Raw genomic sequence first — 12,851 nt, 5'->3', positions numbered from 1 at the left:
TCGTTTAAATTCCCCATCATTAAATCTAGTTAAATTTTCATATTTCATGGGGCTAGTATAAACAATTTTTTACTTTCGCAAGAGATCTAATTTATAGCGTGGCCGATTTTGCAGGGTAATTTTGGTCAACACCCCCAACTACCCAGCGCTACCCGTCCAGCCTGAAATATCTCGGTATTCTGCTGGGCGTCGCATTGCAGCAGCTCTCCCGCTGCAGTCAGTAATTCAAAGCCTTCCACAAAAGCGGATATGCAAGGTAAATCGATGCCCGTGCCATGCGTTCCGGTAGAAATCGCTCCAGCCAGACTTTGCTGGTCTATATCGCCCTGATTAATTAAAGTCTGATTGATCGGCGTCAAATATTCCCCCAAATCATATAAACGCGTACCGGCCCGCACGGTGCATTGGGTTTTCTCTTGATCAAAAGCAACGACTCCTTTGAACTGGTCGAGATTAAGCAAGATTTCATCTGTTTTGGCCAATGGGCTAAAGGAATGTCCTGCACCCACTGCACGAATGTGTGCATGGGTCTTCACCAAACTTTGTAATTCACTGATCTGGCTGGGCTGAACAATCCGAGCAGCGCTGGACTGGCTCCCCGACCAGTTTCGCCAGACGTCATTCGCCTGTTGTATTTTCATTATTATTCTCTGGCTCATATTATTTTAATGATTCAACTAGAGTAAAATACCTAAAAAATCAAACTTGGGAACCCATGCGTTCAGAACATTTAAGTAGGGTTAAATATTTTTATTAATATTCAAATACTTAAAATTTGTAAAATCGTACTCGACTAAAGCATAAATGCAAGATTTCTGAGAAATACATATCTTTTCAACAGGATATGAAAATAAATATAGAACGGAGTTTTACAATGGTTAGCGCATATGATGAATTACCGCGTACCCCCGCGAATTTTGTAGCCTTATCACCTTTACGCTATCTTGATCGTGCAGCTTATATCTATCCAAATCAGAACGCGATTATTCACGGTAAGCGCCGGATCACCTGGCGTGAGAAATACAACCGTTGTCGTCAGTTTGCCAACCAACTCCAAAAATTAGGCATCGGTAAAAATGATACTGTGTCTGTCCTGCTGCCTAACGTCCCTGCCATGATCGAAGCACATTTTGCTGTACCGATGACAGGCGCAGTCCTGAATACTTTAAATACCCGTCTGGATGCCAAGACCCTTGCCTTCATGCTGGAACATGCTGAAAGCAAAGTTTTATTGGTCGATCCTGAATTTACTGCGCTTGCCACAGAAGCTCTTACTCTAATTTCACAAGACATTTATGTGATTGATGTGGCCGATGCAGAGTTTGAAGGCGAAGACCAGCGTATTGGTCAAATCGAATATGAAGACTGGATTGCGCAAGGCGATGCAAATTTTGAATGGCATTTACCTCAAGATGAATGGGATGCCATCAGCTTAAGCTATACCTCTGGAACCACAGGCAACCCGAAAGGCGTGGTCTATCATCATCGTGGTGCCTATATTAACGCAGCCAGTAATATTATCGCCTGTGGCATGACACCACGCGCTACCTATTTATGGACACTGCCGCTGTTCCACTGTAATGGCTGGTGCTTTGTCTGGACCATGGCGGCCAATGGCGGAACCAACGTTTGCTTGCGTAAAGTCGATGCTGAACTGATCTTTAAACTGATTGCTGAACATAAAGTCGATTACTTCTGTGGGGCACCGATTGTCTTGTCAATGCTGATTAACGCACCTGAAGAGAAAAAGACCAAAATTGATCATCGTGTCGAAGTGATGGTGGCGGGTGCCGCACCTCCAGCAGCAATTATTGAAGGCATGCGCAATATCGGTATTAACGTAACGCATGTTTACGGCTTGACTGAAACCTATGGCCCTTCTGCGCTGTGCGCATCTCAGGCTGGATGGAGTGATTTATCCATTCAGGAACAAGCACAGTTACATTCACGTCAAGGCGTACCTTATCCATTGCAAGATGGCATGAAAGTGCTTGATCCGGACACCATGCAGGAAGTGCCACATGATGGTCAGACCATGGGTGAAATCATGTTCCGTGGCAATATCGTGATGAAAGGTTATCTGAAAAATCCTGAGGCGACAGCAGAAGCCTTTGCTGGTGGATGGTTCCATACGGGAGATCTGGCGGTATGCCAACCGGATGGTTATGCCAAAATTACCGACCGTTCCAAAGATGTGATTATTTCTGGCGGAGAAAATATTTCATCGCTTGAAGTCGAGGAAGTGCTGTATCAACATCCGGCAGTGCTGACTGCGGCGGTAGTCGCCAAACCTGATCCACGCTGGCAGGAAGTTCCTTGTGCTTTTATTGAACTCAAAGAAGGTACCCAGGCCACAGAAGAAGAAATTATGGAATTCTGCCGTGAACATCTGGCCCGTTTTAAAGTGCCTAAGGATGTGGTGATTACCGAAATTCCAAAAACCTCGACCGGAAAATTACAGAAATTTGTTTTACGTGAATGGGCCAAAGAGCGTGCGCAAGGTGAGTTCTCTTAACCGCATACAATTATATTTTTTTCAAAATCTACTCAAATAAAAATCGTGCTAAGAAAACTTAGCACGATTTTTATTTGAAATAACCTCCCCCAAACCCTCTCCTATAAGGAGAGGACTTTAAGGAACTTACATCTCTACCATTTCCACGCCATCAATACGGGCAACGGTCATCAAGTCCTTATCACCACGACCTGAAACCGTCGCAAGAATAATTTGATCCTTGTCCATGGTCGGTGCAAGTTTGGTCACGTATGCCATGGCGTGTGCGCTTTCCAACGCCGGAATAATACCTTCAATCTTGGTCAAGTCGCGGAAACCTTGTAGCGCTTCTTGGTCATTAATTGGTACGTATTTAACACGATCCATATCTTTCAGAAAACTATGTTCCGGACCCACACCTGGATAATCCAGACCTGCAGAAATTGAATGGGTTTCGATGATCTGGCCTTGCGCATCCGACATCAGGTAAGTTCGGTTACCATGCAGGACACCGACATGACCGGCATTCAACGGCGCAGAGTGCTTGCCTGATTCAATCCCATGACCTGCTGCTTCAACACCATACATTTTCACATCTTGGTCATTCAGGAATGGATAGAACAAGCCCATGGCATTGGATCCACCACCGACACATGCCACTAGGGCATCTGGTAAACGGCCAGCCTGTTCCAGAATCTGACGGCGTGCTTCACGACCGATGATCGACTGGAAATCACGAACCAGTTGCGGATATGGATGTGGGCCTGCCACAGTACCAATCACGTAATAAGTTGAATCAACATTGGTCACCCAATCACGCATGGCTTCATTCATGGCATCTTTTAAGGTTTTAGAGCCACTTTCTACCGGCACAACCGTCGCGCCTAATAAACGCATACGGTAGACGTTCATCGCCTGACGTTTAACATCGTCTGCGCCCATGAATACTACGCATTCAAGACCTAAACGTGCTGCAATCGTTGCCGTTGCTACACCGTGCTGGCCTGCCCCTGTTTCGGCAATAATCCGTTTCTTGCCAGAAAGTTTCGCCAGTAAGGCCTGACCAATTGTATTATTTACTTTGTGCGAACCGGTATGGTTCAGATCTTCACGTTTCAGGTAAATCTGTGCGCCACCCAACTCTTTCGACCATCGTTCAGCATGATATAAAGGACTCGGACGACCGACGTAAAACGCCATGTCACGGTCAAATTCTGCCAAAAACTGCGCATCATCTTTCATACGGAAATAGAGCTTTTCCAAGTCTTCTAAAGCCGCCATGAGTGTTTCTGACACAAAACGTCCGCCATGAATACCGAAATGCCCGCGTTCATCCGGGAATTGGGTATAGTCAACTGCCTGACTGTTCTGGCTAGTACTTTGCTGATCCACGATGGACTCCTTGCATAAAGCGTTCTATGAGTTGTTGGTCTTTAATACCTTTTGCGGACTCGACACCGCCACTCACATCCACGGCATAAGCCTGTGTGGTGAGAATTGCCTGTTCGATATTGTCAGGATTTAAACCGCCTGCCAAGATCAAGGGAATATTGAGTTTGGGAAATGTGTCCCAATCGAAGCTGTGCCCTGTGCCACCTTTCAGATCAGGATGCCATGCATCTAATAGCACTGCGCTTGCGCCTGCATCTTGATAACCTTGAATTTCTGCGACTGCATCCAGATCAGGTTTTACCTGAATGGCTTTATACCAACGGCGTCCGACCTGCTGGGCGATAGCCTGACACTGTTCAGGTGTTTCATCGCCATGAAATTGTAAAATATCCAGTGGAACGGTTTTCAGAATATCCTGAATTTCATCTGCATGACTATTCACAAATAAACCTACGGCCTGCACATACGCCGGAATCGCCCGGATCAGGATTTCAGCCTGCTCTAAAGTGACATGACGCGGACTCGGGGGATAAAATACAAATCCTATCGCGTCACAGCCAGCATTGACTACGGCATGTACATCTTCGACTCGGGTAATTCCACAAATTTTGGCACGGGTTCGCATATTATGTTGGCTCTAGATCTACCAATGTATTGAACAATCTATAAGATTGGGGCAAATCATTGTAATGCAAATTATCCGACTTGCGTGAAGTTCATCCGGATTATTCTCGATGCAGATTGTTTATAAGGCATACAAACTTTATACTGCGCTCACCTTGCAGCAAGTCCAAGCCTTCAGGCTTTAGGGAAGCTGGTGTAAATCCAGCACTGCCCCCGCAACGGTAAAAAATGAAACGTCTATCAATTTAAACTCTTCGGTTTACACCACTGCATCTTGATGTGGGAAGGTGGATATACAGCAAAGTCGCTGCTTTGCACATTTAAGTCCGGAAACCTGCTTGTTGTGTTCTATAACTCAATCATTCACGGGGAAGTGAATGTAGGGAGCTTTAACATGTCACTTCATTGTCAACCTACTGCCTTGGTAGGTGCGATCGCACTTGCATTGGGTACCACTTCATCTGTTTTTGCTAACGAGCAAGAAGTTGCGAAAGCATCTTTAGATACCATTGTGGTCACGGCATCACGCAGCGAACAAAATATTGAAAATGTGCCGATGCGTCTAAATGTGCTTGATGAAAAAACGATTCAACAATCCCCTATTGCTGACTTACCTTCTTTATTAACGAAAGAAGCAGCGCTATCAGTTAAACAAGTGGGTGGCTATGGTCAACCAGCTTCAATTTTCTTACGTGGCAGCAATGCCGCACATACCTTAATTTTACAAGATGGTATGCGCTCCAATACCGCAACTGTTGCAGGTACAAATTTACATTTAATTGATACGACAGACATTAAGCAAATTGAAATTCTAAAAGGCCCTGCATCGGTACAATACGGTACTGATGCAATTGGAGGTGTAATTCAACTCATTTCCAAAACACCGACAGAAAATAGTGCGTTTACAACGGTCGAAGTCGGTGAAAAAAATACCTACAAATCACTTGTCGGTATTGATGCTGCTGAAAATGGCTATTACGCCCAAATTCGTGGGCAACGCCTAGAAACAGATGGTGACCAAATTATTAGCAATCAATCTAAAAAAGCAGGTTTCGATCAAAAGGGCTATTCAGCGAAATTAGGCGTTGATCAAGACAACTTTGGATTGTCAGCGGAATTTAAAGAAAATGAAGGTCACGGCGACTACTTCTCTTATGGTGCACCAGAAGCTTATGATTTCACCAATCGCCTTTATAATATTAAAGGTTATTTTAAGCTTAATCCAAATTTAGTGTGGGAAACTCGCCTATCACAATTTGAAGATGAATACGTAATTGTACAAAGCGCTTATCCATCGACTGTAATCACTGAACAACAAGAAATAGATTCCAATATTCAATGGCAAATCAACGCCGAGCATAAACTTCTTGCGGGTGTACATTACAATAAGACAGAAGCTGAAAGTTTAAACACCTTTAAAGATGAAAATGATAGCACTGGCTATTATTTACAGCACCAATATCAAAATGATGTCATCAGCACCCAAGCGGGTATTCGAGTTGAAGACAATCAGCAATTTGGTACACATAGTGTAGGACAACTCGCTGTTCGACATACCCTAAGCCATACATCAAGTATTTATGCCAATGTCGGAACAGCATTTCGTGCCCCAGTTGTCGGGCAAATTATTAGTGAACCCGCTTGGTGGGGCGGTAATCCTGACCTACAACCAGAAGAAAGTGTATCTTATGAAATTGGTTTTGATCATCTAATCACCCCATCAATGACATTATACGGTTCTGCTTTTCAAACCCAAGTCGACAATATTATGGTCTCTAACGGAGATACCAACTGGGTATTTGAAAATATGGACAGCGCCACCTTTAATGGTGCTGAATTGGGTTTAAAATTGACACAAGATGACTTCTATGCCAATGCTGAATATGCGTATATTCAAGCTAAGAACGATGATAAAGATAAAGATTTGCCAAATCGCCCACGCCAAAACTTCAACCTAACCTTGGGTTGGGATAATGGTCAGTATGGTGCGTCCACGTCTTTAGTAGCTAAAGGTAAATCTAAGGAGGATAAAGGCCTTATTCCAGGCTATGCAGTCATTGATATGAATGCCTATTGGCAAGTGAATCCTCACTTAAAAACCTTTGTGAATATTCGTAACCTAGGTGATACCAATTACAAAACAGCATTTAATGATGCCACATCTTATTACATTGCCAGTGACCGCCTCGCTTCTATTGGAATCACTTTTAAATACTAAGCTCTAAACAGCAAAAAACTTTAAAACAGCGCAGTTTATGGATAATGTTATGACCGACATTATCCTTTTTTATTATCTTCATTAAAAATTCAAGGAACACATATGGGCCACCGTTTAAGTAAAATCTACACGCGCACAGGCGATTCGGGTACTACAGGGCTTGGTGATGGCTCACGCGTTGCCAAAGATGACTTGCGTATTACCGCGCTGGGTGATGTCGATGAACTGAATGCCGTGATTGGCGTATTACGTGCACAAATTTCAGCAAGTAACATTGAAGATCAAGCCGCTTGGGATAAATCTTTAAGCCTGATCCAACACTGGTTATTCGATCTTGGTGGTGAAGTCTGTATTCCAGGTTTTAATCTGGTGCAACCGGTATCAATTGAGTTTCTGGAAAATGATATCGACCGCATGAATGAAGCTTTGCCGATGTTAAAAGACTTTATTTTGCCTACCGGAACGCTGGTGTGTAGCTTTGCCCATCAGGCCCGCGCTGTTTGCCGTCGTGCAGAACGCAGCGTCATGTCGGTACATCACCGTGACCAAAATATTCAGGCAGCGTCACTGCAACTACTTAATCGTTTATCGGACTGGTTATTTGTAGCATCACGTACCCTGCAACGTGCTGAGGGCGGTTCCGAAGTGCTGTGGCAAAAAAATATCAATGACAGCATCGAAAAGTAAAATTATGTTTCAAGTTGCTATCTAAAAATACACGTCAGATGTCTCTTGATTTTACAGAACATCTGACGAAAATAGAAAGTGTCACTCTTCTGTCACGTAGCCCTCGCAAAATGAACTTAACTTTCCCACTCATGAGCATCTTATGCGCATAATTGGTCATCGTGGTGCACGTGGCGAAGCCCCTGAAAATACCTTGGGCGGTTTTCAATATATTCAGGAGATTGGCATTCGCGCCGTTGAGTTTGATGTCCGTCAGCTCAAAGACAATGCCTTAATCATCATGCATGATGACGACTTTGTGCGTACCACCGGTTTGCAGAAGCATCTATACGAGTGTAACCGTCAAGATCTTACCCAATATAATCACGCAATGGCCTGGTCAGAATGGAATAAAATCGAAGCAACCCCACTGCTCGATCAAACCTTAAATGTCATTCGAAATTTTGAGCATATTGAAGTCGAAATTAAAAGCGTAGCATCTGAAGAGGCAGCTGAAAAAATCGCGTTTGAAGTCGAACAACAACTGCAAGGCTATGAACAAGCAGCCATTATTACCAGCTTTGATGCCAAAATTTTGGATGCTTTCAAACAGCAAAACTCACGTTTAAAACGCGGTTTATTGGTTGAAACCGATGTCAAACATCAAGCTATTGATCAGGCGCTGGAACTGGGATGCTGTCATATTGGCTGGATGGATGAACTGGCCAGTAAAGACCTGATTCAAGCCACGCAGGCTGCCGAGTTGAATATCAGTGTCTGGACAGTCAATGATGTCACCCGTGCCAAACAGCTGCGAGATTGGGGTATTCAGGGACTGATTACCGATTATCCAAAACTGATGCTACAACAACTCTAAGACAACCTCTCTTAGCCTTGATTGATCTAGGTATTTCTTGATCCAGTCCATGTCGATAACGCAATAATGAAAGTGTGAATCTTCCTTAATCAGATTTTATTTGAAAGTGAGATTAAGTTGCCCAACACGTATATTCTGCAAATTCCCTAATAATATTGTACAAATTATGAACAACGATTTTTATCTGATTCATTCGGTTTCAATTTCCTGAAAGAGTGATAATCCTCAGTTACTTAGTCGGAAATCAGAGCCTGTCTACGCTCGCAAAATGGTCACTTCTGCCCTACTAATTTTGTTACCGACAAGTACAATACAACCGTACAATAATGCTAGTGATGCCTTAGGGCACATGCTAATATGGACAAGATAGGCTGCTGTTAAAACCAACAGTAGTTTCTGCTTTTTGTTATACCTTCCGAGGTTCTAGGAGTGCTGTTGGAGATGAATGCTCCCTTACCCAAAGCCCCCATCAACTGGATTGCTGTGTTTGCATTGGTATTCTTACCGATTGTAGCCCTGATCGCGATTCCGTTGTATGCGTATCACCATGATTTTAGCGCTGCCGCTTGGATCAGTATGTTTGTTTTACTGGGCGTAAGCAGCCTCGGCATTACAGCAGGATACCATCGCCTGTGGGCACATCGTGCTTATGAAGCCACTTTACCATTAAAAATCATCTTGATGATTATGGGTACATTTGCTGTACAGAATAGTATTTTATTCTGGGCATCTGGTCACCGTACCCATCACCGTCATGTCGATGATGTTGATCAAGACCCGTACTCGATCAATAAAGGCTTCTGGTATGCACATATTGGCTGGATGTTACGTGATTATCCATCTGGTGCTGCCAACTATAAAAATGCGCCAGATCTGTTAAAAGACAAAGTGGTGATGTTTCAGGACAAATACTACGTTCCTTTAGTGATTGCTGTTCATGCTACGATTTTATTGCCAATTGGCTGGGCAGTCGGCGATGTATGGGGCGTGTTGCTATTGGGTGGATTAATGCGTTTAATCCTGAGCCATCATGTAACCTTCTTCATTAACTCACTGTGCCACATGTGGGGAAATCGTCCTTATACCGACGAAAATACTGCACGTGACAACTTCGTACTCGCGGTTGCAACTTGGGGTGAGGGTTATCATAACTATCACCACATTTTCCAATACGATTACCGTAACGGCGTGAAATGGTGGCAGTACGATCCAACCAAGTGGTTGATCTGGACTTGTTCTAAACTCGGTTTAGCAAAAAACTTGCGCCGTATTCCTAGCTTTAATATCAAAAAAGCGGAATTGGCGATGAAGTTTAAATATGCCGAACAAGATCTTGCGGTATATGGCCATGATGTTTCTGAAGATATCTCGGCGGTAAAAACCAAGATCGCACAGGAATATGATGCTTTTACCCAAACTTTAAATGACTGGGCGAAGTTAAAAGAACAGGAAATTCAGGTCAAGAAAGCGTCTATGGCTGAAAAAATCCATCAGATGGATGACAAGCTGAAAGTTGAATTCCAGCTGGTTGAACAGCGTCTTTCCCATCATCGTCAAACCTTGAATCTACTGGTTCGTAATCTGAAAAAATCTGCAGTTTCTCAATAAAAGCTGTTGAACATTAAAGCCCCGATTGGGGCTTTTTTTATGCCCGAAAGATAACGTGAACTCTCGCTTATACAACAGTTTTATACATCTATCTTTGTTATAGTTCATGTATTCCAATCCTGTACCGATGCCATGTATTTTAACTCTCGCTATCAAACCCTACCTGCTCGCCTCTATCACCATCAAGTTCCGCTTCCATTAAAAGGTGCAAAAGCTGGACATTTTAATGCAGCATTGGCAGAGCAACTGCAATGGTCGAATGAAGACAAGGCGCAATGGGTCGAGATTTGTAGCGGTCAGAAAGTCTTTGCTGAGTTTGAACCTTTGGCTATGGTCTATGCAGGCCATCAGTTTGGACAATGGGCAGGACAATTGGGAGATGGTCGCGGGTTGTTGATTGCGCAGATTCTAGATCAGAAGCAGCAGACCATTGACCTGCATTTAAAAGGTGCTGGGTCTACGCCTTATTCACGCATGGGCGATGGTCGTGCCGTACTGCGTTCAGTTATTCGTGAGTATCTGGCGGGCCATGCCTTAAATGCCTTGGGTGTGGCATCCAGTAATGCAGTCGGTTTTACTTCATCAATGCAAGGTATTCAGCGTGAGAAGCTAGAGCCGGGCGCGATGATGCTGCGTACTTCTGACTGTCATATCCGTTTCGGGCATTTTGAATGGATCAATCAGTATCAGCCAGATCTGCTGGCTGAATTTACCCAGAAATGTATCGAATGGCATTATCCGGAATGTCTGCAAGCCGAACAGCCGATTCTGAGCTTTGCCACCAAAGTTATTCAGCGCACTGCGGTGATGATTACCAAATGGCAACTGGTCGGTTTTGCACATGGCGTGATGAATACCGACAACCTGAATATTACCGGTTCAACTTTGGACTTTGGTCCTTATGGCTTTATGGAGCGCTTCCGTCCGAATTGGATCAATAACCACTCGGATTATCAAGGTCGTTATACCTATCAGCAGCAGCCGAGTATTGGGCATTGGAATTTATGGCAATGGTTAAATAATCTGGTGCCGCTCTGCCCTACCGATTATGACAAAGAACAATGGAAACAGGATTTAGCTGCATGTCTGGAGCACTATGAGCCAACCTTCTTGGAACATTATAAACATGGTTTAAACCAGAAAATGGGCTTGCCAAGTTTCCATAAAGACAGTTTTGACTGCGCAATGGCCTTTCTGCGAATTTTGCAAAGTGAACAACTGGACTACACCCAGAGTTTTATCCGTCTGCAAAATAAAGACTGTGAAGCCATTAAAGATGATTGTCTGGACCGACGCCAGTTTGAAGCATTCCTGGCGCAATATGGATCTATCCGTGAACACCAGGATATAGAAGAATTGGATGCCGCCATGCAACTGGCCAATCCGCATTATATTCTGCGGAATCATATGGCACAGAAAGCCATTGAACTGGCAGAGCGGGATGATTTTTCTGAAGTAGACCGTCTGTTTAAATTACTCAGTCAGCCTTACCTGAAACAGCCCGATTTGGAACAGCCTGAAGATTTAGCGCCATTGCCAAGTGATGTGCCTGAAGTGATGGTGAGTTGTTCGTCTTAATAAATAGACTCAAAAAACATGCAAAAAATTGATCAAACTAAATTGACACATGAAATTATTGAAACAGCATATAAGCTGCTTACTCACAAACTCGCATTTGGAGGATTAATTACACATAACGAAAGTGCTTTCCAATTAGAATTAGGACATATTTTAAAAACACTTGGGCAGTTGTATGAGTTTAGGTTAAGCGACAAATTCCATTTAGAGTTTGAAACATTTTTACCTTTAAAAACAACGAGTATTAAGAGTCAATCTGAGCGAGCAAGAATTGATATTTTAATTCGTTATCAAGATGGTGATCATCAAACTTGTGCTGCTATAGAACTAAAATTCTTTAAGAAAAGTAACCATCGGGAACCTAACAACCGTTACGATGTCTTTAAAGATCTTTCAAATTTAGAACTTTACAAGAGAAATGGAATCGACATTTGTTATTTCATTCTCGCAACTGATCATGCCCACTATTGCAACCAAATAAAATATTCGGATGATACCCGTGATTTTGATTTCAGGCATAAAAGTACGTACAAAGAAGGAACGATATTAAGTTATAGAACTCCTAAGCCTTACGGAAACGATATTACACTCATGCAAGACTATGAGTTTTTATGGGACCAGATTAACGATTTATATTTTCTGAAAGTACAAGTTTAAATAAATGTGGATGGTTAATAATAACATCCACATTTATTTTTTAATCAATCTTCAGGATATTCAAAACGGTAGCCCACACCATACACCGCCTGAATCCACTCATGACGGTTACCGGTTTCAGCCGCATCTGAAATCTTACGGCGTAAATTCTTGATATGACTGTCAATGACACGGTCAGCCACATCAAAACTGTCCGGATTAATATGATCCAGCAATTGCGCACGTGAATATACCTGTCCGACATGTTCCAGGAATAACTCCAGTAAACGGAATTCGGTCGGCGTTAAATTCAAGGCTTTTTGTTGATACCAGATGCGCTGTTGTGATTTGTCCATACGGAATAAATCATTGCTTTCCGGTTCTGATTTACGATCCAGACGACGTAACACAGCCTGTACACGCGCGACCAGTTCTTTCGGACTAAATGGTTTACAGAGATAATCATCTGCACCCATATTCAGACCCAACACACGGTCAATTTCTTCAGTACGTGCAGTCACCATAATAATCGGTAAATCCGACTGTTCACGTACCTTACGGCAAATGGTCAGGCCGTCCATACGCGGCACCATCAAGTCCAGAATCATCAGACTCGGTTTACGCTGGGTAAAACTGTTATATGCTTCCTGCCCATCATGAAACATACTGACCTCAAAACCAGCAGCTTCCAGATAGTCTCGCACCAACTGTGCAAGTTCGATTTCATCTTCAACCAGCATGACATGTTTCATCAATAT

General features: G+C 43.2%; 10 protein-coding genes, 1 pseudogene and 1 riboswitch. Of the genes and pseudogenes, 7 read left to right on the top strand and 4 right to left on the bottom strand.

Going from position 1 to position 12,851, the window contains the following annotated elements:
• Window positions 1-87 precede the first annotated feature (87 nt).
• Window positions 88-641: pseudogene (locus NI462_RS07845) on the bottom strand (FAD-binding protein); the annotation flags it as partial.
• Window positions 642-874: 233 nt separating this feature from the next.
• On the opposite strand from NI462_RS07845, the gene NI462_RS07840 reads away from it, so the two are divergent.
• On the top strand, window positions 875-2,515 hold the full coding sequence (locus NI462_RS07840; protein ID WP_253159915.1) for an acyl-CoA synthetase: 1,641 nt from the start codon (window positions 875-877) through the stop codon (window positions 2,513-2,515).
• Between the two features lie 126 nt (window positions 2,516-2,641).
• Here NI462_RS07840 and trpB read toward each other — a convergent pair whose 3' ends face one another.
• The gene (gene trpB, locus NI462_RS07835) at window positions 2,642-3,886 is read right to left on the bottom strand and encodes a tryptophan synthase subunit beta (protein WP_004647513.1); all 1,245 of its coding nucleotides are present in this window, start codon (window positions 3,884-3,886) and stop codon (window positions 2,642-2,644) included.
• Complete coding sequence (locus NI462_RS07830) at window positions 3,867-4,511, bottom strand: phosphoribosylanthranilate isomerase (RefSeq protein WP_253159913.1); 645 nt, start codon at window positions 4,509-4,511, stop codon at window positions 3,867-3,869. The genes trpB and NI462_RS07830 overlap by 20 nt, the downstream gene beginning before the upstream one ends.
• Window positions 4,512-4,655: 144 nt before the next feature.
• Window positions 4,656-4,866: riboswitch (cobalamin riboswitch) on the top strand.
• A gap of 38 nt (window positions 4,867-4,904) precedes the next feature.
• Between NI462_RS07830 and NI462_RS07825 the strand changes: the two genes are divergently transcribed.
• The 6 genes from NI462_RS07825 (at window position 4,905) to NI462_RS07800 (ending at window position 12,114) form a co-directional block, all read left to right on the top strand.
• A complete protein-coding gene (locus tag NI462_RS07825) occupies window positions 4,905-6,728 on the top strand; it encodes a TonB-dependent receptor plug domain-containing protein (protein ID WP_247143790.1) in 1,824 nt (607 codons plus the stop codon).
• 102 nt (window positions 6,729-6,830) lie between these two features.
• Window positions 6,831-7,415: a cob(I)yrinic acid a,c-diamide adenosyltransferase gene (locus tag NI462_RS07820; RefSeq protein ID WP_253159911.1), complete on the top strand. Its 585-nt coding sequence runs from the start codon at window positions 6,831-6,833 to the stop codon at window positions 7,413-7,415.
• Between the two features lie 142 nt (window positions 7,416-7,557).
• Window positions 7,558-8,271, top strand: a complete 714-nt coding sequence (locus NI462_RS07815; protein WP_253159909.1) for a glycerophosphodiester phosphodiesterase — start codon at window positions 7,558-7,560, stop codon at window positions 8,269-8,271.
• 441 nt (window positions 8,272-8,712) lie between these two features.
• The gene (locus NI462_RS07810) at window positions 8,713-9,879 is read left to right on the top strand and encodes an acyl-CoA desaturase (protein ID WP_253159907.1); all 1,167 of its coding nucleotides are present in this window, start codon (window positions 8,713-8,715) and stop codon (window positions 9,877-9,879) included.
• A gap of 132 nt (window positions 9,880-10,011) precedes the next feature.
• Window positions 10,012-11,457 carry a protein adenylyltransferase SelO gene (locus tag NI462_RS07805; RefSeq protein ID WP_253159905.1) on the top strand — a complete coding sequence of 482 codons (1,446 nt, stop codon included), beginning with the start codon at window positions 10,012-10,014 and terminating at the stop codon, window positions 11,455-11,457.
• 18 nt (window positions 11,458-11,475) lie between these two features.
• The gene (locus NI462_RS07800) at window positions 11,476-12,114 is read left to right on the top strand and encodes a hypothetical protein (RefSeq protein ID WP_155861719.1); all 639 of its coding nucleotides are present in this window, start codon (window positions 11,476-11,478) and stop codon (window positions 12,112-12,114) included.
• 44 nt (window positions 12,115-12,158) lie between these two features.
• Here NI462_RS07800 and NI462_RS07795 read toward each other — a convergent pair whose 3' ends face one another.
• Window positions 12,159-12,845: a response regulator gene (locus NI462_RS07795; RefSeq protein WP_004278304.1), complete on the bottom strand. Its 687-nt coding sequence runs from the start codon at window positions 12,843-12,845 to the stop codon at window positions 12,159-12,161.
• Between the last annotated feature and the right edge of the window lie 6 nt (window positions 12,846-12,851).

Source organism: Acinetobacter lwoffii (assembly GCF_024129715.1).
Classification (GTDB): domain Bacteria; phylum Pseudomonadota; class Gammaproteobacteria; order Pseudomonadales; family Moraxellaceae; genus Acinetobacter; species Acinetobacter lwoffii_U.
The sequence above is the reverse complement of the archived record's forward strand: the minus strand, read 5'-3'. Positions and strand labels throughout refer to the sequence as shown.